Raw genomic sequence first — 23855 nt, 5'->3', positions numbered from 1 at the left:
AATCTCAACTCAGAAGGACACACCATGACGATCATTGACAACGACACCGACCTGACCGCACTTCCCTTCGTCGTCATCACCCGCGACAAGGAAACCAATGAGAACGAGTACCACGGGTGCGATACTGCCTCCGAGGTCCTCGACTTCGTCATCGACGGCTATTCCAACCTCGATGACACCGAGGCTCTCAAAGCTCGCATCTCCCTGATCGAGGACTCGGTCATTCCGGTCGTCACCGAACTCATCTACGGCGGCTACCTTGCCGAGAACGGTCAGAAGCATCTGGAACAGCGCGACGAAGAGATTCTGCTCTCCCGTTTCAAGGATGACTTCGGAATCATCGACTGGAAGCACGAGGAGATCCCGCTCATCGTCGCCAGCACTCAGTTCTCGCCAAACACCGATACTCCACGACCTACGGGCAACGTTGAGATCATCGAAGCCGACAATGAGCTGGAGGTCATCCGCGCTCTGGCCAGCAAGAAGATCCTCAACGTGATGGAGAATAACGGCTGAGGAACACCGGACCAGTCCCTACCCTTGTCAACTGCACCGAAAATCGGCGCATAGATAGGGGTAGGGACTCTTTCGTATCAACACACGGAGCACTGACCGCCAAATGCATCTCCATTGAACCTATGCTGGATCAAGCGCCTTGAACTTGTGATCGAAGATCGATTGAACATGGGCCGATAGATGTGACTCGTCCAACAGCAAAGAGTCTTCACATCGGTTTAAGTCGGCGTGAAGGCCATTGCTGGGTACGTCATCCATTCCCTGCCAGCTGGCTCGGGATCGCTTCGCGATCGTATCCGCAGGTGATGTGGGCGCGGTCCGGGCGACTCGTTGTCGAAGTAGTTGATTTCGACTCCTGGCCTGCGGTGCTGCTTTGGAGTTTTTCAGTTGCTACCGAGGCATAATCAGTACATGCCACAGAAAACGGTCGCACAGCTTCAATCTCTGCTTGAAGAGCAGATTGAATGGCTCAAGGACTCTGCGCAGCGATACGATAGCGGACGGTTGCACGAGGCCAAACGCCTAGCCGTTTCGATACGCGTGCTTCTCCATGACACGACGATGTCGCGCTCCCTTCTCAGCCAGTTGGATCTTAAGGATCGAGTCCTCTTCCTGGATACTGCTGGCCCGGTCAACGAACGTAACTTGATGCCCCTAACTCCTCTGGTTTCTTATCGTCTGATGACGCTGAAAAGTGGCGCTGCGGAGTTCACTTACCAGCCCGTTTTCTACGACGGTCCACGGCCGAAGTCAGGGCTGAGGGCGCTGAAGTTTGAGGCCTGGTGGAAAATGATGGTCTTGCGGGATTCTACTCACACCAAGTACAGCCGAAAAGATCTGGTCCTATTTCTTGCGAACTCAGTTGGAGGTGCGCACGTGGATCCGCAAACGAAACCAAAGTTGGAAGCTTTGTCTCGAAGCAAAAGCATCGGGTTCAGCGTAGGCGATCAATTCGGTGAGCGCCCTGTCGAGCAGGATCCCATTTTGCCCTATGTCCGCCAAATTGCTTTCGAACTGCTAGAAACGCTTTGGCACCGTCAGTTGATCCCCACCTAGGCACCCGATGCTTAGGCCGGTAGCAAACAAACCCATAGGTCGAAGAAGTGGGACTGATGCAAAAGTGACCTCCAGTCTGTGCAAGTAGACACCAGCTGACGGATCGAGAAAGGGCTTTCCCATTGGTTCACTACGCCGTGAAGATCCCTTGCTGTACCTAGCCAATCCTGCCCGGCGAGCTCAGCTTTGCGTTCGTCGATACGCTCCTTCATCCTCCACCGCGTGAGTGATTTTTGCCTCGATCTGAGTCTGCGAGAATGCTCTCTATATTGGTCGACGATTGTGGTCCAACTGGGCAGGTTGTGTTCGTTCTGAAAGGCACTCCACGGTAGTGGGTCGATCTGCCCACAATTTGCCCACAATTCCTTCAAAACCACCTGTTTAAAGCGGTGCTAATGTGATGACTGTGACCCTAGAATTCAAGGCTCAACCCCGTCACCTGGGACGTAGAAAGAATTCAAGTCCCTCTGGGCCCACATTTGAACGTTTGATAAGTTGCCTGGTGAGAATCTCAGAGTCTCGAATCGAACCGACCTAATTGGCTCATTCGCCCACATTTCATTCTTAACTGTTCTGATCTATGAGCATCCAAGGCCTCTGAAGCCTGGTCCAAATCGTCGTCGAAAAGGTCCGAATGCGATGCGGTAGCGTCCGTCTGTTTTGTCCGCGATCTGCACGGCAGTGGCGCCCGAGGCGGTGGGCACTTTACGCACGAATGGGCTCATGACCCCATTTTAGTGTCGAATTTAGTTACCCAAAAACAGGAACCGCAGACCGCTTACCAGCATAAACATTCAGCACCACCCTGAAATCACTAGTCACCTGTGCAAGTCAGGACGGACACGGTACTTTTTGCTATTCGTAGTTTCGTAAGGTGAAATGTGAGTCACGTTTGTGTCCTTCTCGAAGACAGAGAGCAACCGAGACCCCTATGCTGCTGAGATACTTCAATCCGGTCGCGAGTTCAATTTATGTGTGCCTGTAATCTCACCCGCGTGATGAACGTTCGATCATGCGATTCGGACCTTCGTTCGATCGTTAAGCCGCCCTTCGACATCAGTTTTGCGGTATCGAGCAGCCCGCGGACCGAGCTTCAAGAAGCGAGCTTGTACAGCAGGCAAGCTGGAGCTGGACATGCTAGCCGTCCTCCATCAGAGGTCAACCAGTCAATGCGCAGCCTGCGTGATCAGCCGCGCGATTTCTTCGGCGCTGTCGACCGAGAGGACGGAGGTCGCGACGCGGATCCAGGCTGCGTGATGCCGGTCAGGTGTGAAGTTGGAGCCTCGGGAAATCAAAATACCGTGAGCAGCAAGCACTCCCTGAGCATACCCCTCGTCGCGTACCGGGATGAGGAGGTCCAAGCCATACCCCGGGGTGAAACTCACCCCCGCGGCACACAGGGCGTCGGAAAGCGCTGCGCGTCGATGATCGTAGATGTCCCGTGCCTGTCGGATGAGAGCGCGGGTATCATCGTCTCGAAGTAGCCACGCCAGAGCTTCCTGCAGCGCCCTGCTGACCCAGCCTGCGCCGTAGCCGAAGAAGGCATGTACTTTCGTGACGGTCTCGTCAGGACCTTCGATCACGGCTAACCGAAGATCGGGCCCGTGAGACTTGGAATACGACCGGACGTAGAGGTGAGGACATGAGAGTCTGCTCGCTAGCGGGTTGACCGCCCCGGCGAAGAGTGCCCCCGCTCCGTCGTCTTCAATGACAAGCACGGAAGAGCGATTGAGCACCACGACCAGCTCTTCACTGCGCCTCTTAGACATCACTGTCCCGATCGGGTTGTGAATGCCTGGTTGCAGGATGATGGCAGCAGGTTGGAGATCGAGTGCTGCCTCTAGGGCCTCTGGAATCACCCCTTCCGCGTCGCGCGGCAGGAATTGCATGCGCGCACCAGCTGCGTGGACGAGATCGAGGACCCGGGGCGGGGTGGGATTCTCCACGAGCACCCAGTCGCCTGTGCTCACGAAGGTCTGCAGGATCAAACGGAGTCCGTCGTATCCTCCGTTCACGGCCATCATCGATCGAGGCGAGTATGGCCAATCATCCGTAGCCGCTGCCTGCAGATTCGGAACGATCCGATCTCGTTCATAGGAGTTCAGTTTGTACTCGGGAAGGTGAGAAAGTGCACTTTTCAGACTCGGCAGGAGGGCCGGGTCTGGACTCGATGCTCCGAGGTCCAGCCGAACTTCCGGCGCGTATGGGCGGTTCGCCTCGTATCGCTCTGGGCGCGGAGTATCTGGCAGCTTCACCACCGTCACACCCGCTCGCCCTTGCCCCTCGAGCACACCACGGCCTTTGAGCGTCTTCCACGCAGAAGAGACCGTGCCGGGACTCACCCAGAGTTCCTGGGCGAGTGCTCGTACAGGTGGAAGCTTCGCACCGATGGGGATCTCGCCACGCCTGATCAAGAGCGTTAGATCAGAAGCGATCGAATGCGCTGAGATCCCGGGTGGGTCGGGCAGAAGCGCAGCCAGGGCGGTCGCAGAGAAGCTCGGACTCATGTCCATCATTGTACAGTCACAATAGACCTATTGTGGCCCGATGATGCTGAACATAGAGTTGTTTGTATCACCAGGCCCGTCGGAGGGCCTGACAACTAGGAGCACATATGGCTGAAGAGATACGAGTCGCTCTCCGTGATTGGGACTGGCTCACACCGTGGGCGAACGGCGAGATCGGCGCTTCGGAATTGGCAGCGCTCGGATACTCCCTACGAATCGATCCACTGAATACTGTCGTCGACCTGCCCCACTCGGACACATACGTCGGGGCAGAAGCGTCGCTGAGCAAATACGTTCAGGCCGTCGCCAACGGCAACGATGCGATGGTCGCGTTGCCTCATCTGCTGATGCAGGGATTCCGGCATCGGTGCATCATCGTCGCCACCGATTCCAACATCGAATCACCGAGCCAACTCGTCGGCGGCAAGATCGGCATCACAGGTTGGCCCGATTCTGGCAACGTTTGGACACGGGCGGCACTCGCCGACGCCGGACTGAACATCACTAGCGCACGCTGGTGCGCAGGTAGGCTCACCGCCGATCACCCTGAGACTGACCGACTCGGCGAGCACGGTGTTCCCGGACGAATTGAGGCGATCACAGGTAAACCGATGATCGACCGTTTGAGTGACGGTGAGCTCGATGCGGTGCTCACGCCCTTCATGCCACCGGGCTTCTATACGAAATCTTCTCGGTTCCGCCCGCTCTACCGGGACGTCCGCGTCGCGGAGCAGAAATGGGCTGCTGCGCGTGGATTCGTACCGGGACACCATATTCTCGCGTTTAAAAAGTTTGTGCCGGCCGAAGCGCAGCTCGCCGTATCCCGGATCCTCAACGAGTCCAAACGCCAATGGACGCAGAAGCGACACAAGTACGCGGAGACTACAGCGTGGACCGCCGTCGACTTCTGGGACGAGGCACAGACCCTTCCCGAAGGATGGGACCGCCCCGGCCTGGCATCGCAGCGAAATATGCTGGCTGAGTTCGTGCGCGAGTCCGTCATCCAGGGACTCCTCGACGCGGTGGTCCCTATCGACACGCTGTTTCCTCTCGATATCCCAAACGCCGCCTAGAGAAAGTACAGAAACACCATGAAGATCCTCATCCATCAATTCACAGTCGAGCGCGATCCCGAAACCAATCTGCGCACCATCGAAGCAGCTGTAGACCAAGCCGTCGCACAGGGGGCGCGGCTCCTGCTGCTGCCGGAGGGTGTGATCTCCCGCGACCCGGACGACCCGGATATCACTGTGGCCGGTGCGCAACCGGTCGATGGTCCCTTCATCACACGGGTGCGCGAACTGTCCGAGCGTGGTGTCGCGATCGCAGCCACCGTGCACGTGCAGGCCGGAGACCGACGCACATCGAATCTGGGCATCGTCTGCGATCGCGGACAGCTCATCCATTCCTACGACAAGCTCCATCTATACGACGCATTCAGCCTAAAAGAGTCCGATCGAATCGCACCTGGACATCAGATGCCTGGTGTCTTCGACCTCGACGGCATTACCTTCGGGATGCTGACCTGCTACGACATCAGATTCCCCGAAGCCTCGCGAGCTCTGGCCGTTGCGGGTGCCGACGTGATCCTGTTACCCGCCGCATGGGTGCGCGGACCGCTAAAAGAACACCACTGGCGCACAATGATCACGGCTCGGGCGCTCGAGAACACGGTCTATATTCTTGCCTCCGGAGAATGCGGCCCCCGAAACTGCGGACTAAGCATGGCCGTCGATCCCCTCGGTGTCGTGGAGGCCTCGGCTGCTGAGTGCGAACAGTCAATCCTTGCCGAAGTGGACTTGGAACGGATCCAACGGGTCAGGACCTCTCTTCCAGTCCTTGCCAACCGTCGCTTTGCCGACCCGGTGCTTATCGCCTGATGCGGAGCAACCTCAACAAGATCGAAGGAGATCACAATGCACATTGCTCAGAGACGCTGTTCCGGCCGATATACGAAGATATCGGCGGCCACACTCACTACGCTGATAGCACTCACCGGCTGCGCCGCCCACGACCCTGATCAAGTCCCACAGACCGACGAGACCGGGCCAGTGGCCGAGGTCCCCACAATGGAGCAGAACGAGGAGTTGCATGAACGCCTGCCCCAAGAAGTGCTGGAATCCGGCTCACTGATAGCAGCAAACTCTGGATCGTTTCCGCCCTACGAGATCATCGGATCGGATGGTTCCCATAGCGGTGCCAGCGCTGATCTGCTCACCGCCCTCGGTCAGCTGTGGGGAGTCGAAATCGACCACCGGACCGTCGACGGCCTACCATCAATCCTCACCGGCATATCCGCTGGCCGGTATCACATGGGGTTCGGGCCGATCGGCGATTTCAAGGAGCGGCAGACGGAGAACGACTTCGTCGACTTCGTGCAGGAGTTCGTGGTCTTCGCCGTGCCCGCTGGCAACCCGAAGAACATCACCGACTTGGAGAGCACTTGCGGGACGAAGATCTCGGTAATGGCCGGCGGTTCGGCCGAAAGGGTGATCAAAGAGCAGTCCACGACCTGCATGGATTCCGGAAATCCGGCCGTCGAGGTAATGACATTCAAGGATCAACCCCAGGCGATCCTCGCCGTTCAATCCGGTCGTGCCGACGGCTTCTTCAGTTCGCAGGCACCACTGACGTACTTCGTTGAGGAGGCGAACGGCAAGCTCGAGCTCGCAGGAACCGGTCAAGCCAACGGCTTCGACACCCTTTACCAGGGTGCTGTGGTCGAAAAGGACTCCGAGCTTGCGCCTCTGCTCCGGGACAGCCTGCAAGTGCTTTTCGAAAATGGCACCTACGAAGCAATCATGGCCAAGTGGAATCTGAAGGACAACATGATCGAGGCTCCCGACATGAACATGGCGGTGAGCTGACATGAGATCGGACACCCAAGCATCTTTCACCCCACGACTTCATATGGACGTCGCCGACGCACGTACGCACATCCGGTGGGGCCAATGGGTCGCACGCATCATCGTGTTCCTGGTCATTGTATGGCTAGCCCAGTTCCTCTTCACCAATCCCAACTTCGAGTGGGGCACCGTCTGGGCCTGGTTCAACGCGCCGTCCATCATCAAGGCACTCTGGACGACCCTTTGGCTGGCGTTCGTCTCGATGGTCTTGGGCACTGTACTCGGCGTGGTCCTAGCTGTCGCCCGTATGTCCCACAACGGGCTGTTGAACGCCGCCGCGGGCGTGTACATCTGGTTCTTCCGCGGTACCCCGCTGCTAGTTCAACTCATCTTCTGGTTCAACATGGCCGCCCTGCTGCCCCAGATCAGCATCGGCATCCCCTTCGGCGGGCCCCAGCTGATTATCTGGTCGACCAACGATCTCATCACTCCTCTGACTGCGGCGCTACTCGGGCTCGCGCTCAACGAGGCGGCTTACATGGCTGAGGTGATTCGTGGCGGCCTGCTCTCGGTCGATCCCGGACAGCGCGAAGCCGCCCGCGCCTACGGCATGTCCTCGGGGCAGTCCCTCATCCGGGTCGTGCTACCCCAAGCGATGCGATCGATCATCCCCCCGACAGGCAACCAGCTCATCAACATCGTAAAGGCCACCTCACAAGTATCCGTGATCGCGATGTCCGACCTGCTTTATACCGTGCAGTCGGTCTACAACCGCACATTCGAGACCATCCCGCTGCTCCTGGTTGCAGTGATCTGGTACCTGATAGTGACCTCGATCCTTAATGTTGCCCAGTCCTTCATCGAGGACCACTACGCACGAGGACACAATAGCGAACAGGGCCTTCCCGCGCTTCTGCGCAAACTTACCAGCAAGCATCGCCGCAAACCGGGCGGAGCCCAGGCTGCTGACCATTCGCAAGCACGTACGAAAGGACCGGAGAAATGAGTGACACCGTCGTCACCGCGAGCAACGTTCACAAGAACTTCGGCGACCTCGAGGTTCTCAAAGGCGTCAGCTTCGATGTGCACAAGGGCGAAGTCGTCGTCATCCTTGGACCATCCGGGTCTGGGAAGTCCACGTTGCTGCGCTGTATCAACCACCTCGAAGACATGGAGACCGGATCCATCGCCGTCAATGGCGTCCAAATCGGATTCGAGACCAAAAAGGGCGACCTCTACCGCGCCAAAGACGCAACCATCGCCAGACAACGGCGCAAAGTTGGCATGGTCTTTCAGCAATTCAACCTGTTCCAGCACATGACTGTGATGGAAAACCTCATCGAGGTACCAGTGCGACTACACCGGGTGCCCCGCGACAAAGCGGTCACCCGCGCACGTGACCTGCTCCGCCAGGTCGGCCTGGATGACAGGGAAACGAGCTACCCGCGACAACTCTCCGGCGGCCAACAGCAACGCGTCGCCATCGCCCGAGCCCTTGCTATCAACCCTGACCTGTTGCTCTTCGACGAGCCCACTAGCGCTCTCGACCCGGAACTGGTCGGCGAAGTCCTCGCAACCATGCGCGGCCTGGCCGACGCAGGACACACCATGATCGTGGTGACCCACGAGATCAGTTTTGCTCGGCAAGCCGCTGATACCGTCATATTCATGGACGGCGGACATATCATCGAGCAAGGAGCCCCCGAGAATGTGCTCGAGAGTCCGAAACACGAGCGCACCCGCGAGTTCCTTAAACGGTTCCTACCAGTTTGATCCAGTCTCGCTATGGCACTATGGGAGCAGTTGCCTTGACCAAGGACACGGACTTCCGGAAAACCCGTGTCCTTGCGAATCCACGCCGTACTTCTATTCCAACAACGGCAAGCCGAACACGAGTCAGCGCAGCTGTTGGAACACATATCGCTCACTGTCGCCACCGCAGAAACCCGGCTGCAGACGGTCCGGGAACGTCACCGAGAAGAACATGGAGAAACACAATATGAGTAAGGTCGCTGTCGTACAGACCTGTCCGGTGATCGCAGACACCCCCGCAACGATCACTAAGGCCGAGAAGCTAATCCGGCAGGCTGGCGCGAGCGGTGCGAAGGTCGCTGTCTTCCCCGAAGCCTTCATCGGCGGATATCCCAAAGGACGGTCCTTCGACACAGTCGTTGGCGCCCGTACCGATGTGGGTCGAGAAGAATTTCGTGAATACTTTGAAGCCGCGATCAGCCTCGACGGACCGGAGGTCGAGACGCTCGAGATCGCTGCCTCTGACGCAGGTGTCTTTGTCGTCATCGGCATGATTGAGCGGCTCGGTAACACCCTCTACTGCACCGCAGTGCTCATTGATCCGGATAACGGGATAGTCGGTAACCACCGAAAACTCATGCCCACCGCAAGCGAGCGGCTCATCTGGGGCTTCGGTGATGGGTCCACGCTCGATGTCGCTGACACCGCAGCTGGCCGAGTCGGCACTGCCATTTGCTGGGAGAACTACATGCCGCTGCTTCGTCAGGCGATGTACGCCCAGGGCGTCGATCTCTACTGCGCCCCTACAGTCGATGATCGTTCCGTCTGGCAATCTTCCATGACCCACATCGCACTCGAGGGTCGAAACTTCGTACTCTCGGCCTGCCAGGCGTTGCCGAAGTCGGCCTACCCCGAGGGAACCGAGTTTCCGTCTCAGGTTGGCAATAATGATTGGCTCATCCGCGGCGGCAGCGTCATCATAGACCCGCTCGGCAACATCCTTGCTGGCCCGGTCTACGAAAAGGAGACCATTCTTTACGCCGACATCGACTTAGAAGACCGCACCCGAAGCCATTTCGACCTTGACGTCAACGGACACTACAGCCGCCCGGATATCTTCGAGCTACGAGTCAACACCCGCCCGAACAACGGAACAGTGTTCAACAGCTAACTCAAAGACCGTGAGATTGGCATTGTTCTCTGATGTCACGGAAACTCGCCGGGCCGCAGGCCTGGTACTTTCAGATTGCGAGTTAGACGAATCGTGGGCAGACTCGCAGCTGCCATGGCGGGAGGGTGACGGCGAAGGCACTGGTGTCGATGACTGCAACGAACTCGGTTGTGGTGTCCTTGATCGCGTCTGTAGAAGGCAAGACTTGGTCTTTCGTCGCTTCCCACGCGCTCTTGAAACTCTCACCCTCGGAATCGAGTCCCTGATTGTCGGCAGTATCGTTGATCGTGGAACTGCTAAACCAGCAGCAAACGCAGCTCTCTTGGGTAAAATCGTTTGCCGTCTGTGCTCGCAGAACCCGACCGGCCAGCTTGGACGAGTTCAGCTCCAGGAAGGCAGTGTCGATCTTCGCCGCTGATTCTTCAGGGCCGCAAGCAGATGGTCGGGATACCGTCAGAGACATCCATCAGCGTCGTGAGCAGTTGTGATGATGCTTGCGGCCCTGAGCAGCCGAGGTCGAGATCGTGACGGCGACTATGACATGGACGGTGACAGACTCAGCTCTGCCGGTGCATGACCCATCGTGATGGCGAGCCAAGACTGGCAGTCGTATTCTCGAACCACCCCGGATGAGTGCGCCGGGCCCTGTAGCAGCGATCTCGGCCACGACACCCGTTGAGTCGAAGTTGGAGGGTGGTGCTCCTATCTTGCGTCAAGCTCTAGGGTGGCAATTTCGGCAGGGCGCCTCAAGAAATGAAGTTGTTCGAGATGTGCCCGTGTCGACTCATTCCGCGTCGTCCGCAGCAAGGTGTCCACAGGCAATACACTCGCGCGATCACTGCGTCGATTCCGGAGAACAAGGACCAAAGCGCATCTTGGAAGAAGTGTGGCTGCAGTGACGGGAGACCGTCGGCGTCCAGTGTTGCTGCTTTGAGCCGACCGATTAGGTCCTGGCTTGGAGAGCGCACGGTATCGATACGCCTGACATAGCGGCTTATGACGTCGACGGATTGCTTCAGTGTCTGGTTCCCCAGATGCTGAGTATTTCGTAGGTGAGATGCGCTGCCGCAAGGGCCGTGACGTCGGCATGGTCATACGCTGGAGCCACTTCGACGATGTCTGCGCCGACGATGTTGAGATCGTTGATTCCTCTCAGTAGGTGGAATAGTTCGCGACTGGCGAGCCCGCCTGGTTCCGGTGTCCCTGTGCCTGGTGCGAAAGCAGGGTCGAGCACATCAATATCGATCGATATGTAGATCGGGCGCTCGGCGGCTCTCGACCTGACTTGTTCGACGATGGAGTTCAAGCCGTTTCCGATGAAATCGCTGGCCCTGATTCGTTCGAACCCGCACGAGTCATCATCAGTCTGATCTCCAGGTCCGTAGACCGATCCCCGAGTTCCAATGTGGAGACATCCTTCTGGATCAAGCAGACCGTCCTGGAAAGCCTTCCGGAAGGGAGTTCCGTGATGGATATCGGCGCCGAAATAAGGGCCCCACGTATCAAGATGTGCGTCGAAGTGAATAACCGACAGGGGGCCGTGGAGCCGGTACAGAGACTGCAGTGATGGGTAGGCGATCGTGTGATCGCCCCCGAGCACGACGAGGCGTTGGCTTCGTTCTGAGGCTTCGTCCAATCCTCGTCGCATCTGTGTGACTGCAGTTGAGATGTCGAACGGAGTGACTGGAATGTTGCCCAGATCGGCGACTTGGTGGTGTGCGAAAGGGAACGAGTCCATTTCGACGTGGTAGGGGCGGATCAGTCGGCTGGCTGCCCTGATCGCTTCCGGGCCGAAGCGGGCACCTGGGCGGAAGGTCACGCCTGTGTCAAACGGAATGCCGATGACGCCCACGTCATAGTCTCCGACATCGTTGAGAGTGGACAGACCTGCGAAAGTCGGTGGAGTGGAGTAGCGCGGGTTCGCAGCAAAGTCGAACTGTTGCATGATGGGTTGTCCGTCGTTGTTCTCTGTGGTGGGGTGACTCTGAATCGGTGACATAGTGCGGCCTTTCATCTCGTGGTGCTGTTAACAGTCAGGGTGGTAGGAGCTTCGACGACGATGACTCGTAGAGTCGAGGATGCGAAAGCCCTTCGCAGTGCATCCGACAATGCTTCGGGAGTATGCACTGATTCGGCTTCGCCACCCAGGCCTTTCGCGATCTGGCAGTAATCGCGCGCGGATGTGCTCACACCCGTTGGGCTGACGCTGTGGGCGATGAAGGCTTGTTCGATCTCTTTGTATCCCAGGTTGTTCCAGATCACCACAGTCATCTGTCTTTCCAGGTCCGCCGCTGTGGCCAGCTCTGCGATGGTGAAGAGCGAGCTTCCGTCGCCTGTCAGTGCGAGGACCGGTCTCTCAGGTGCTGCAACCGCGGCGCCGTTCGCCATGGGAACGCTGACTCCGAGTGTTCCGAGGCCGTAGGGGGCCATCCACAGTGAATTGTGGGGGAGTGAGAGGTAATGTTGCGACTGATAGGCCAACTGCGCCGAGTCTGCGGCAATCATCACGCCCGCAGGAAGTGCCGATTCGATCGCCCCCACCCAGGGCGCATAGGCATCGTCCATCCGTTCCGCGAATAGGTTCGATCGCACAGCAGCGGCACGTTTCCGACCGGAGCTAGACCGATCCCCAGCTGTTTCAGCGTCGGTGTTGTCGACGACTGCTTTAAGGAATTCGCCGGCATCGGCGATGATCGACAGATCACTTCGTGCCGAGGGCTTCCTTTCAATGTCGATTCGGACATTGCTTCGACTCAGCACCGGATCGGCACCGGAGAAGAGGTACTCGACCTCGGACAGTTCGGTACCGATGGCCACGGTCAGGTCGGCGGCCGTCACGAGCTCGCGGGTGGGGGCGAAAGGCAGTGAAACGCCGAGGTTGAGGGGATGATCCGCGGCGACGAGATGTTTGGCATTGCCTGTCAGCACGATCGGGGCATCGAGCCTCTCAGCGAATGCGATCAGCCTGTCCGCGTGCCCGTTGCATCCACCGCCGGCGATGAGTAAAGGCGTCTCCGATCGACTCACCATGTCCAGGAACTCAGAGACCACTTCGGTAGAAGTTGTGGGCTCCGGCTCATCAGGCAAGTCTCGTGCCTCCGGTAAATCGACCTCGGTGGAGAGCAGCTGGTAGGGGATTCCGATGAAGACTGGACGTGGGCGTTCGGAGTTCCACCGAGAGTGGGCCTCCATGAGGAAATCGGCGAATTCATCGATCGAAGTCACTGTACGGCTGAACATTGTGTATGGTTCAAGCGTTCTCGCGATGTCCGGAGTGTCGTGAAGCCCGCCCGGGCTCCGTCTTCCTTCCGCGTCCCCGGCTGTTGAGGCGATGACGAGCACAGGCACCGAGTCGTGCCAGGCTTGAGCGATCGGGGTCAGCGCGTTGAGGACTCCTGGTCCTGTGACCAGAAGGCAGGTGCCTGGACGCCCCGTGGCACGGGCGTAGGCATCGGCCATGAATCCGGCTCCCTGTTCATGCCGAGGCGTGAAAAGTCGTATGCCGTAATCGTCCAGGCCACGATAGAGCTCGATCGTATGGACTCCGGGAATACCGAATACGCAGCGAGTGTCGAAGTGACCCAGCAGTGCTGTGACTGCTTCCCCGAATTTCATTGTTGCTCCTTACTCGTTTGGCAGAGACAGTCTTCTTACTGTCAGTGATGCGAGTCGATTTTCAGTGGCTGAGGATTCGGCCGTGTCGGCCACCTCAGCCAATTGCCGTGTCCTTGATCTGGCGAGCGAAGTACAGGCTGATGAGACTGACCACGGTCATGAAACCAAAGAGGGCGATCACGCTCCAGATGGAGTTCGTCGCCGCATAGAGACCCGTAGCCACGACGGGCGACAGACCGGCCCAGATTGCATTTCCGATCCCATAGGACAGTGAGAGACTTGTCTGCCGATAGGAAGGCTCGAACATTTGAGCCATCAGTGTCGACAGGGGTGCCCACGTGCCCATCAGCGTCAAACGCACGAGAGCGAACAGAGGGAACAGCACCCAATCCGGTGTGCGGCCCATGAGCAGAAACATAGGCGCAACGAGAACCGCTGTCGAAACAAGCGAGAGAGCGAACATCCGTTTCCTGCCCATGCGGTCTGAACCCCAACCGACGAGGAGCGTGACCACCAAATCGGTGAACGCTGCAAAAGTCAGAACATTGAGGATTAGCGTCTCGTCGAGGCTCACGTCGGACGAGACGCCATAAGCCGTGGCGAATGTGGTGAGGATGTAGTAGCCGCCGGTGGATACGGGGATGAGCCCGATGCCGACGAGCATGGCTATGCGACCGTGCCGAATCGCAGAGAGGAGAGGCAGTTCGATCGTCACGTCCTTTGCGGAAGTCTGTTCGAAGACGGGCGTCTCTTCGACTTTGGCGCGTATCCAGAATCCGACCGCGATGAGGACCGCGGAGAGCAGGAACGGGATCCGCCATCCGCCGTTCATCATAAAATCATCAGGAACAGCCGAGATCAACGCGAATATTCCAGACGACAGCAGCGCCCCCATCGGATTGCCCAGCTGCGGAAACGCCCCATAGAAAGATTTGAATTTCTCAGGAGCGTTCTCAACCGACATGAGAACGGCTCCTCCCCATTCACCACCGATGGCCAGCCCCTGTGCAATGCGTAGCACGATCAGCAGGATCGGAGCCAGAATCCCGATCTGCTCATGGGTGGGCAGCAATCCGACCAATACGGTGCCCACACCCATGAGAAGCAGAGTGATGATCAGGGATCGACGACGGCCGTAGCGATCGCCGATGTGTCCGAAGATGATCCCGCCCAAGGGGCGCACGAAGAACCCGGTGGCATAGGTGGCGAACGAGAACATCACTCCGATGATCGGATCGGATTCGGGGAAGAAGAGCGGCCCGAACACGAGCGCCGCAGCAGTTGCGAAGACATAGAAGTCGTAGAACTCGATCGTCGTACCCGCAAATGACGCCACCCCCGCGCGCAGTGCTCGTCGATGGCTGAACTCAACAGTGCCCTGACTGATTGTCATGACTGACCTCTCCTTGGCAGAAACGACCGCCGTCGGCCGGACCTCGGCGACTCTGCCGAGTGATTTCAGGCTAGGGCGATCGCAACAGCTGGGCAATACAGTTCCGTAGGATATAGTGGCTCAATCCGAACTATCTGGGATCAGTTTGGATCAAATCAGTAGATTCCTACTCCCGTAGCATCAATATCGGTGCGAAATTGTTCATCGGAAGGGTCGAATGCCGAATTCTGTTTTTCTCTCGTCATCCTCACCTGATCTGGGCAGAATGATCATCTCGATTCTGAAGAGTCGGCCCCGCGCCAGCATCTCGGCGATCGCTGAAGAGATTGACACGCCGAGGTCAATGGTGTCGCACCGGCTGCACGAGCTGTTGGATTCTCGATCCGTGCGAGTCAGCACCGCGATGAACCCGTCCCTGCTGGGTCACGAGATCATTGGCAATGTCTCGCTGCGAGTCAGCGGTCCCGCGAGGCGGACAGCGAGATGGCTGTGCCAGCTACCTGACGTCGTCTTTGCCTCACTGGTCGCCGGAGAATACGATCTCGTCGCAGAACTCCGCGAATCGAGCACCAGAGCCCTGCAATCTCGCCTCGTCGAACTGCGCGCACGACCCGATGTCCTCTCAATCGACTCTGCGATCTATCTGCACCACGCGTGGGGCCCACTCGGCGCTGCCGGCGCAAAACCCATCGACGACCTCGACCGGGAGATCATTCGGCTCCTGATCGACGATGGCAGATTGCCTTTTCAAGCCATTGCCGAGGAGGTGCTGTTGTCGCCGTCAGCTGTCCGGGCGCGGGTTCGGCGTCTCACAGACGCCAACATCATTCGATTCGGTACGGTCGAGAGCCGTGGATCGTCAGAAAGACAACTCGCTATGGGGGTCGGACTGCGGATGAGTTCCTCGGCGGACTCCGTCATGTCATTATTTGCATCAAGCCCGAACGTCGACTTCGCAGTCGAGACCATCGGTCGTTTCGACATCATCGCGACTTTGGTCGCCGATTCTCCAAGTCGGCTGCTTGACCTGGTCGAAGAACTGCGTGCCCGGTCCGATGTCCGCCAGGTCGATTCTTGGATCCACCTCGATACCGTCAAGGAAGACTTTTCACGACTGATCTGACTTGAATTGCCCTGTGCCTCTTGTGGCATCAATCCACCGATACGATGCCTCTGTGAAAAGGGAAAAACGCAACTTTCGACCGCAGGAAGTCCGTCCAGGCCAAGGAACACGTGGTGCTGGCAAATCCGGCCCGTGCCGTGGTCGACAAAAACCTCAGTGTACCCACCAACACCGAGTCGGACGCGGCAGCAGCGGTACGATACGAGACCACCGAGCATCGGTGAGAACGAGTCTTTCGTCTGTAGTCACCGATTCAGCCTGTCTGGGATCGAATCGTCAACAAAGGAGACGGGCCCTAAAGAACGTACTCGAACAGGTGGAACTCGTTCAGGTCGGTGCCCTCGTAGCAAACCGCGTGGCAGCCTAGATCGGTAAATCCGCAGCGCTCGTAGAGCTTTCGGGCGGGGACGTTCTCAACGTAGGTGTCCAGACGCACGGCACGGCAGTTCTGTTCTCGTGCTACCTGAATTGACGCGTCGACGAGGAACCGGGCTACGCCCCGCCCGAGATAACCAGGTGTGACACCGAGCGCGTGGACGACGAGCACCTCATTCGGCTCCGCCACGATCGCCCAGCCCGCCTCTTGATACGCGTCCACAACGTCATGATTGAGCACAACGACCCCGGCGATAGTCCCGTCGGGATCAACCGCCAGGTACAGGTCACCAGCCTCAACCCACCCGGTGACTTCCGCCGGCGTGGGATGGCCCTCGGTATGCCAGTGGGGAAAATCCACGGTCTCGGCGAGATGGTCGACGATTCTCCGGTAGGCCGCCTGCGCCGCTGCAGTGTCGCGTGGCTCGGCTCGTCGGAAGCTCATGCCCATGCTGGATATCCTTCTGTTGGTCAGTCGGAATGTTGAGGAGTGCGTGCCCGGGTCGGTGCACTTTGACTAATGATCGGAACCGAACCCGTACAAGTCACCTGTCAGATATTTCAATCCAGTGTCGCAAACAACGGTTGCCACTGTATGACCTGGTCCGAGCTCCTTCGCCAGGTCGAGCGCGCCCGTGATGTTGACGGCGCTGGACGTCCCCGCGAAGATCCCCTCCGTGCGGGCCAAGGTGATGGCCAGTTCTCTGGCGATGACTTCATCGACGGTCAACGCCCGGTCGTACAGATCCGCAAGCAGCAGCGGTGGGACGATTCCCGTGGCGATTCCCTCGACGTGGTGCGGGCCGGCACGGCCGGTGCTGAGCATGGGTGACGTCGTCGGTTCCAAGGCCGTGACATCGATGCCGGGGAGGTGCTCTTTCAGGGTTCGGGACACTCCTGCGAGCATGCCGGCGGTTCCGACGGCGGCGCAGAAGGCATCGATCTCGACGTTGTCGTGCTGAGTTTGGCGAAGCAGCTCCCGGCCGAGGACGTCGTATCCGATGAGTGCATCAGCATTGTGGAACTGATCGGTCCAGTAAGCGTCATGGTCGCTCATGATTCTGTGCAGCGCCTTGCGCATCTCGTCAAACAGGCCCGGCGTGATCAGCCCATTTTCACTCGGTACGATGACAACCTCAGCACCGAATGCCCGCATAGTCGCCAGTTTCTCCTCGGAGAAGGTGTCCGAGCTGACGATGGTGCACGGATATCCCTTGACCGCGCACACATAGGCCAGAAACGAGCCCGTGCTTCCCCCGGAGTACTCCACGACGCGTTGGCCTGGGCGGAGAGCTCCGCTGCGCTCGGCCTCTTCGATGATGGCCAATGCCATCCGGTCCTTATAACTGCCGGTGGGATTGCCTGCCTCCATTTTCACGAGCACCTGCGCCGACCCTTCCGGCACTGCGTGCCGCAGCCGCAGGAGAGGTGTGTCGCCGATGGTCGACAGCGATGAGTCGAGGATTCCCTCGCTCATGCGGTGGCCTTTCCTTCGGATGCTTCCTGGGTTCGGAGCCGCGCCTGGTGGTGAGTGCGCAGCTGAAGCAGAGCAGCATCCAGCAGCGGTGTAGGTACCTGGAGGTCTGCCGCTCTGGCGGCGAGGTCGCCGATGATGTGTTCTGCCTCCACAGGATCACCGTGGTGGAGGTCGCGGTAGAGCGATGAGGTGAAGGCCGAGCCTGCCTCGGTCAGTAGCGCCAGCGACTGAGCGTGCCCGGCCTCGGTGACCGTGTGGCCCGCGGCGGCCGCGATGCGTTCACATTCGTCGATAGCCTCAACGATCGTCGCCTCACCTCCGGCGGCGAGAATGTCACCGATGGTGCCGCGAAACAGGCAGGTGATGACACCGGCAGCGGCGATGAACGCCCACTTCTCCCATAGGCGTGAGGGGATGCTATCGGTGACCTCTAGTGCAATGCCGTCTACATCGAGAGCCCGGGCGATCTCTTCAGGCACCGCGCCGCTGTGCATCCCTCCGACGGTGAGGCTGCACAACGGCGTCATCTGCACCACGGTCGCATCGTCGTCGAGAGTCGCGACGATCTTCACGATCCCGCCGAGCACCTGCCTGGGGAACGCTTGTTCCAGCGCGTCGATGTGGGCCATGCCGTTGAGCAGCGGTAGGAGACGCGTAGCCGGCCCGATCGCAGGCGTGAGCGTCGGGATGATGGCTGCCAGGGCTGGTGCCTTGACGGTGGGATGATGGCTGCCAGGGCTGGTGCCTTGACGGTGATGACCACGAGGTCGAACGGGTCTGTCCCCTCCAGGCTTGTCACTACTCGTACCGTGTGCACAGCTTCGGCGTCGGGGGCTCGGAATCGAAGGCCCTCTGAGGTGAGCTGAGCGGCACGACGCTCGCGGACGAGGAATGTCACTTCCTGCCCCGTGGCTGTCAGCCGTGCCCCGAGGGCTCCGCCAGTTGCTCCGGCTCCGACGATGAGGATACTCGTCATCTATTTTCTTCCTTTCGTAGGCACCGTACCGGTGCCTCGTTGACAAGCGGGGAAACAGTTAGGTCATGCACCAGGAACAGTGCGCACATACACGGTGGCGACCAAGAGTCCAGCACCGATGAGCATCAACGCGGTACCACCGAGGAGGGTGATGATCCGGTCTGCGGTCTGAGAGCGGTGGAAGCCGAACAGCCTGACTATGGCGATCGCAGCGGCCCACCACACCCCGGCACCGACGACGACGGTCGCGCACAGTATCAGCGTCCACGCCTTGGCGTCGTCGCCGTGTCCGATGAACTGCGGCAGGATCGCGGCAAAGAACAGCAGAGCCTTCGGATTGGTCGCGTTCGTGACGAACCCGCGCATGTATCCGCTCCGAGTTCGATGGCCAGTGCTCTGCGTGGCGTCAGTATCGGTGCTGCGGGCGGACCACAGCATGTTCGCGCCCAACCACAGGAGGATGCAGGCTCCGATCACCTGGACCACGACGAGCGCGCCCGGAGCGGAGACCAGCAGTGCAGTGGCTCCCGCTACGGCGAGCAGCGCGTGCAGCAGCAGCCCGCTCACAATGCCTGCCGCCGTCGTGGTGCCTTCCCGCACGCCGCGGGTGGCTGAGTGCACCACCAGGACCAGGTCTGGGCCAGGTACCGCCAGCGCCACCAACAACGCGAGGACGAACATCGCCCATGACTCAGCTCCCACTCGTGCCTCCGATCCGCTACTGTGCTTTAGATCCAGAGTATGTTCTGGATTCGTTAGAATGTGGTCATGAGCACATCATTGACAAAATCTTCCAATTTGCCCGAACTGGATTCGGTAGACTGGGCTATTCTTGAATTACTGCAGGTCGATGCCACTATGCCGAACAAGAACATAGCTGCTCAGGTCGGCGTAGCCGCGAGCACATGTCTGGAGAGAATCAGGCGGATGCGCCGCAACGGCACCATCGTCGGAACCCGGGCCCACGTCCTTCCCAGCCTGCTTGGCAAGGGAGAGCAGGCATTCCTCGGCATCCAGATTCGGCCGCATTCCCGCGACACCGCGAATGACTTCGTGCAGAAGTCTCTCGCGCTGCCCGAAACGCTCGCGTTGTACAACGTCAGCGGCAGCGAGGACTATCTCGTTCACGTCGCCGTGGCAAACAGCTCCGAATTGCAGACCCTCGTCATCGACAAGCTCCTCGCACTGCCCCAGGTCGCCCATTGCCGTACCCAGCTGATTTTCGGCGAACCTTGGGTTGCCCCGTTGCGCCACCACCCCGAAGTGAACGCAGACGTCTGAGACACAGACACAGGACGCATACCTGAGGAGGCTATGTGCAGCTTGGCATGAGGGCCCGTCGCCCCACGGGTGAGGCAATCCTCGTGGGCTATTCGCTCAAGGGGCATTCGCCAGCCGGCCAACCACGTCACTGACCACACGAGTCAATACAAGCCAGTCACGAGTGCACTCGCTGCCCATCCCAGTGGATTCAATACTGCTTCACCTCGTACGCGAGTACGCCTTCGAGATTTTCGAGGAGATATTCCGCGTTTTTCGCGTCGAACGGCAGAGGTGGCCGGATTTTGAGTGCGGACGCGCTCGGACCGGAAGCACTGATCAGTATTCCTCTGTCGCGCATACTGTTGACAACCCGTGACGCGAGATCGGCATCGGGTGTGCGCTCGCTGCCATCGGCACCGAACTCCAGCGCGAGGAAGAGCCCAGCGCCACGGGCGCTGATCACTCGATCATGCTGCTTAGCAATCTCAGCTAATCCTGACAGCATGACCTCTCCCATATGTGCGGCGTGAGAGACGAGCTGTTGCTGTTCGATCACCTCAAGGACCGCGGCTGCTGCCGAGATGCTCACGGGATTGCCTCCAAACGTGTTGAAATAGCGGACCGATGATCCGAATTTTTCCTGCGTCGTGGAGTTGCCGACGAGTGCAGAAATCGGAACGCCGTTGCCCATTGGTTTACCAAGCACGACCAGATCCGGCACGATGGTGTGCCTCTCAAAGCCCCACCAGGTACCAGTTCGGCCGAAGCTCGGTTGCACCTCATCCGCAATATACATCCCTCCGGCTGTGTGGACGATATCGAGGACAGGTGACAGGAATCCTTGCGGGTCAGGCTGTACTCCATCACTCGATAAAATGGAGTCCATGATGATTGCTGCAACACCCACGCCGCGCCCATTGAGCTCGGCGATCGCTGACTCAACCGAAGCGGCAAACTTGGTGGCTATCTCGGCTTCCGGAGTACGAGCGGCATCGATTGATGGAATTGTGACGACGTGCTCTCCGAGAGGGTTGTTGGGGCCCAACGACGGTGAGATCCCAGCTGCCGCGACGGTAGTCCCGTGATAAGCATGTTCCGAAATGATCAGTCCCTGATTGCCGGTCTGATAACGAGCGGTACGAATCGCCAAATCAATTGCTTCGCTACCGGTGCAGGCATAGGTCACACGGTCGAGTTCCTCGGGGAATTTCGCCAACAATCTCTCGGAATAGTCGATGATCGGCTCGGTGAGATAGCGGGTATGGGTGTTGAGCGTCGCTAGCTGTTTAGACACGGCAGCGGTCACCGCAGGATGACTGTGTCCGATAACGGGAACATTATTGTACGCGTCGAGATACTCGCGTCCATCGATTCCACGAAGCCAGACACCCTCTGCGCTCTCAATTGCGACCGGTTCGCGATAGAAGAGACGGTAAGAGGGTCCGAGGACGCGATCTCGACGGTGCAGCAATGAGGCAGTATCAGGATCCAAATCGACAGAACTCGCTGGGTCGAAGCCATTCGCCATATGAACCGAAGCGGGGCGTTGTGTATCGCTCATTCTCATTTCTCCTTACTCGTATGGCCGCAACCGCCCATTGCTGTGTCTCATGTCTGGGAACTCAGGCGCACCGTCGATACTCTCAGCAATGCAATGAGCCGCGTTGAAGACCCACAGTTGTGGTCAATACTTGACGAGTCGAGGACGCGTTTTCTCTGCGCCTGTGACGGTCGAATGGATGAACTTCCTCATGGTGTCGTCCACCACGATCTGCATGACGCGAATCTCCTCGTCGATGCTAGCGAAGAAGCAGTGACCGGAGTCCTCGACTTCGGAGACATGGTCTGGGGCCCACGAATCGCCGAGCTGGCGGTGCCGGCAGCCTACGCAAGCAGGGGGGCAGCTCAACCAGTCGAGGCGTTTATTCAGGTTGCTGAAGGCTGGGGCAGCTCAATTGACTTGCAGGCCGAGGAGATCGACCTGCTGCTCGAAGCCGCAATCGGTCGGCTGGCTGTCAACCTTGCCGTATGGACTGCGCGTGGGCAGAGTGAACGCGGCGGCTATGCGCTGTCGCGGTCCAAAGGGACGGAACGGGTCCTGCGTGAATTTCTTTGTGTAGACGCCGATGCGCTGCGCCGAGAACTGAGGCGAATTCTAGGCCACTAAGTCACAGTCTTCCCCGCAGTTGCGTGAGGCCTTGGCCGTTGTGCCATGACAGGGATAGGTGACCGAGTCGGCCATACGAGCAGTCAAGATAACGTTGAATTTGGGCCTGTGGGCGCATTGCAATGTTGGCGGCCAGAATCAGGCAGCTCTCAGTCTTGGCACTTTGCTCGACGTTTGGCCTCCGCAGCAACTGCTGACATTGTGCGGTTTGCCGCCAGTCTTACATTGTCGGCGCGGCGCTCAGCCCTTCTGCGACTCGATCAAGACTGTTGACAGAGATTTGAATGAGGCAAGCTTCTGAGGGCGGAGCATCCGGATTAGATGGTGCCGACGACATCACACTGGCTCAGCGACGGCAGCCCATGGCGTGTGCGCAACGCCACGTCCGTTGAGGCCCCTTTTGGTCTTCGCCCAGGAGCGGCAGCACGATAATTGCAGTATGCATTTCAAATCGATCTCAACACTTGCAGTCATTGGCCTTCTGTCTATGAGTGGATGCGCTGATTCCGCTAACAACCGGGCCGCCGAGAAGGCCACCTCCGAAGCCGAGAGCACACAGGCTCAGAGTCCGGCCCCGACTGGGGAGGCTGGCGGGAACTCCGACTCCTCCGAGGCGGAGCGGACAGAAGTTCCGACCGAATCGGCGTCGGATTCCAAGCCCTCGGATGCAGCTAAGGGGTCAAAGGTAACGCTCAGCACTGATTCGGAAAAAGTGGCCATCGAACCCACAGATGTGTACTGTTCCGGGGAACCCGGTAGCATTCGCCATATCATCGGCAAGACAAACAATGAGGTCCCTCTGATCAAAGTTGAAAAGACGGAGTTTGTGATGGTTAAGACCGGCCACGGCCGCCCCTACAAGTCGAAAGGACCGAACGGCATCCACTATGGAGAGAACAGCGTGTCATTCGATGGGACCGAGGTGGGGTCCGCCGTGTTGTCTGGCTCGATGACTTGCACAAAGTGGCAAGACTGAGAGCGACGCTGATGAAACGAGCGGCTCCCCGTCGCAGATGACGTGGAATTCATCTCACCATGATCGAGGGCCAGTCCGCACCGCAGCTTTGGTTCACGGTGGTGTTCCGCGCACACTCAAATCGCTGGTCCTCCGGCATGCATGGGGCAGCCGAGGCGCGTCGGCCAGAAGACAGGGACACCGAGGAGCTGAAAGTCGCCGTGATTGTTCCGTCTACGCACCGACCAGCTGCGCTTTCGAAGCGTGCGTGGTCGGGGCGGAGGCCGACCACGCAGTGACCGACCACACCATCGGTCCGTCGAATCCGCCAGCGATACAACTTCGCGTAGAGCAGCAATTGAGGTGTTAGAGCCGTCACCGACGACGATGACTAAGTTGGAACTGGAAGAATCCATGGGCTCCATGCATTTGAACTGCAGGGCAGGGAAGCACGAATCACTATCGGGCAGCTGACAAAGCAAGAGCTCCCGGTGGAGTAGTTGTCAGGCAGCGGCTCATTCAGCCGATCTCTGGGCTGGCGATCCGGAGCCAACTCCGGCTTCGGTCTCTTTGATCACTCGACGTATATCGTCTTGAGTCTGTGCCTCGCCCTTCTTGATCGCTTCGACGACCTTTTCGTGCTGCTGCTCCGAGACGACGGGA

At 58.8% G+C, this 23855-nt stretch carries 22 protein-coding genes; 12 read left to right on the top strand and 10 right to left on the bottom strand.

All coding sequences use genetic code 11. The features are described 5' to 3' along the window. Window positions 1-24: 24 nt before the first annotated feature. The gene (locus JFC13_RS18425) at window positions 25-516 is read left to right on the top strand and encodes a hypothetical protein (RefSeq protein ID WP_198398487.1); all 492 of its coding nucleotides are present in this window, start codon (window positions 25-27) and stop codon (window positions 514-516) included. 411 nt (window positions 517-927) lie between these two features. Further along, window positions 928-1572 carry a hypothetical protein gene (locus JFC13_RS18420; RefSeq protein ID WP_198398486.1) on the top strand — a complete coding sequence of 215 codons (645 nt, stop codon included), beginning with the start codon at window positions 928-930 and terminating at the stop codon, window positions 1570-1572. Window positions 1573-2738: 1166 nt separating this feature from the next. Here JFC13_RS18420 and JFC13_RS18415 read toward each other — a convergent pair. After that, window positions 2739-4079: an aminotransferase-like domain-containing protein gene (locus tag JFC13_RS18415; protein WP_198398485.1), complete on the bottom strand. Its 1341-nt coding sequence runs from the start codon at window positions 4077-4079 to the stop codon at window positions 2739-2741. A 107-nt stretch (window positions 4080-4186) separates the two neighbouring features. On the opposite strand from JFC13_RS18415, the gene JFC13_RS18410 reads away from it, so the two are divergent. The 6 genes from JFC13_RS18410 (at window position 4187) to JFC13_RS18385 (ending at window position 9848) form a co-directional block, all read left to right on the top strand. Next, a complete protein-coding gene (locus JFC13_RS18410; protein ID WP_198398484.1) occupies window positions 4187-5152 on the top strand; it encodes a type 2 periplasmic-binding domain-containing protein in 966 nt (321 codons plus the stop codon). Between the two features lie 18 nt (window positions 5153-5170). Further along, window positions 5171-5959, top strand: a complete 789-nt coding sequence (locus JFC13_RS18405) for a carbon-nitrogen hydrolase family protein (protein WP_198398483.1) — start codon at window positions 5171-5173, stop codon at window positions 5957-5959. A 36-nt stretch (window positions 5960-5995) separates the two neighbouring features. Then, window positions 5996-6946, top strand: a complete 951-nt coding sequence (locus tag JFC13_RS18400; RefSeq protein WP_198398482.1) for an ABC transporter substrate-binding protein — start codon at window positions 5996-5998, stop codon at window positions 6944-6946. Between the two features lie 43 nt (window positions 6947-6989). Continuing rightward, window positions 6990-7931, top strand: a complete 942-nt coding sequence (locus tag JFC13_RS18395) for an amino acid ABC transporter permease (RefSeq protein WP_198398481.1) — start codon at window positions 6990-6992, stop codon at window positions 7929-7931. Next, on the top strand, window positions 7928-8698 hold the full coding sequence (locus tag JFC13_RS18390; protein WP_198398480.1) for an amino acid ABC transporter ATP-binding protein: 771 nt from the start codon (window positions 7928-7930) through the stop codon (window positions 8696-8698). The genes JFC13_RS18395 and JFC13_RS18390 overlap by 4 nt, the downstream gene beginning before the upstream one ends. 211 nt (window positions 8699-8909) lie before the next feature. After that, on the top strand, window positions 8910-9848 hold the full coding sequence (locus JFC13_RS18385; RefSeq protein WP_269770078.1) for a carbon-nitrogen hydrolase family protein: 939 nt from the start codon (window positions 8910-8912) through the stop codon (window positions 9846-9848). A gap of 1015 nt (window positions 9849-10863) precedes the next feature. Here JFC13_RS18385 and speB read toward each other — a convergent pair. From speB to JFC13_RS18370, 3 genes are all read right to left on the bottom strand, one after another. Continuing rightward, window positions 10864-11847: an agmatinase gene (gene speB, locus JFC13_RS18380; RefSeq protein ID WP_198398479.1), complete on the bottom strand. Its 984-nt coding sequence runs from the start codon at window positions 11845-11847 to the stop codon at window positions 10864-10866. Between the two features lie 11 nt (window positions 11848-11858). Next, window positions 11859-13463: a thiamine pyrophosphate-binding protein gene (locus JFC13_RS18375; RefSeq protein ID WP_198398478.1), complete on the bottom strand. Its 1605-nt coding sequence runs from the start codon at window positions 13461-13463 to the stop codon at window positions 11859-11861. A 94-nt stretch (window positions 13464-13557) separates the two neighbouring features. After that, complete coding sequence (locus JFC13_RS18370; protein ID WP_198398477.1) at window positions 13558-14856, bottom strand: MFS transporter; 1299 nt, start codon at window positions 14854-14856, stop codon at window positions 13558-13560. Between the two features lie 385 nt (window positions 14857-15241). Here JFC13_RS18370 and JFC13_RS18365 point away from each other — a divergent pair, with 385 nt between their 5' ends. Next, complete coding sequence (locus JFC13_RS18365) at window positions 15242-15979, top strand: Lrp/AsnC ligand binding domain-containing protein (protein ID WP_198398476.1); 738 nt, start codon at window positions 15242-15244, stop codon at window positions 15977-15979. A 295-nt stretch (window positions 15980-16274) separates the two neighbouring features. Here the strand turns inward: JFC13_RS18365 and JFC13_RS18360 are convergent, their stop codons facing one another. The 5 genes from JFC13_RS18360 to JFC13_RS18345 form a co-directional block, all read right to left on the bottom strand. After that, entirely contained in the window at window positions 16275-16805 is a 531-nt protein-coding gene (locus tag JFC13_RS18360) for a GNAT family N-acetyltransferase (RefSeq protein WP_198398475.1), read from the bottom strand. Between the two features lie 66 nt (window positions 16806-16871). Beyond that, window positions 16872-17831 carry a PLP-dependent cysteine synthase family protein gene (locus JFC13_RS18355; RefSeq protein WP_198398474.1) on the bottom strand — a complete coding sequence of 320 codons (960 nt, stop codon included), beginning with the start codon at window positions 17829-17831 and terminating at the stop codon, window positions 16872-16874. Next, on the bottom strand, window positions 17828-18499 hold the full coding sequence (locus JFC13_RS19555; RefSeq protein WP_332839464.1) for a ketopantoate reductase family protein: 672 nt from the start codon (window positions 18497-18499) through the stop codon (window positions 17828-17830). The genes JFC13_RS18355 and JFC13_RS19555 overlap by 4 nt, the downstream gene beginning before the upstream one ends. Further along, window positions 18400-18807, bottom strand: a complete 408-nt coding sequence (locus JFC13_RS19965) for a ketopantoate reductase family protein (protein WP_332839463.1) — start codon at window positions 18805-18807, stop codon at window positions 18400-18402. The genes JFC13_RS19555 and JFC13_RS19965 overlap by 100 nt, the downstream gene beginning before the upstream one ends. Window positions 18808-18870: 63 nt before the next feature. Further along, window positions 18871-19509, bottom strand: a complete 639-nt coding sequence (locus JFC13_RS18345; protein ID WP_198398473.1) for a LysE family translocator — start codon at window positions 19507-19509, stop codon at window positions 18871-18873. A 66-nt stretch (window positions 19510-19575) separates the two neighbouring features. Here JFC13_RS18345 and JFC13_RS18340 point away from each other — a divergent pair, with 66 nt between their 5' ends. Then, window positions 19576-20088, top strand: coding sequence for an Lrp/AsnC family transcriptional regulator (locus JFC13_RS18340; protein WP_198398472.1), 513 nt, complete (start codon window positions 19576-19578; stop codon window positions 20086-20088). A gap of 190 nt (window positions 20089-20278) precedes the next feature. On the opposite strand, the gene JFC13_RS18335 is transcribed toward JFC13_RS18340, so the two are convergent. Next, window positions 20279-21631, bottom strand: a complete 1353-nt coding sequence (locus JFC13_RS18335; RefSeq protein ID WP_232488791.1) for an aspartate aminotransferase family protein — start codon at window positions 21629-21631, stop codon at window positions 20279-20281. On the opposite strand from JFC13_RS18335, the gene JFC13_RS18330 reads away from it, so the two are divergent. Both JFC13_RS18330 and JFC13_RS18325 read left to right on the top strand, forming a co-directional pair. Next, a complete protein-coding gene (locus tag JFC13_RS18330; protein WP_269770077.1) occupies window positions 21599-22237 on the top strand; it encodes a phosphotransferase in 639 nt (212 codons plus the stop codon). The two genes, JFC13_RS18335 and JFC13_RS18330, sit on opposite strands and share 33 nt — an antisense overlap. A gap of 439 nt (window positions 22238-22676) precedes the next feature. Beyond that, window positions 22677-23213 (top strand): hypothetical protein, encoded by a 537-nt coding sequence (locus JFC13_RS18325; protein ID WP_198398470.1) that lies wholly within the window; start codon window positions 22677-22679, stop codon window positions 23211-23213. Window positions 23214-23855 lie beyond the last annotated feature (642 nt).

It is taken from the genome of Brevibacterium antiquum (assembly GCF_016107655.1).
GTDB classification, from domain to species: Bacteria; Actinomycetota; Actinomycetes; order Actinomycetales; family Brevibacteriaceae; genus Brevibacterium; species Brevibacterium antiquum.
The sequence above is the reverse complement of the archived record's forward strand: the minus strand, read 5'-3'. Positions and strand labels throughout refer to the sequence as shown.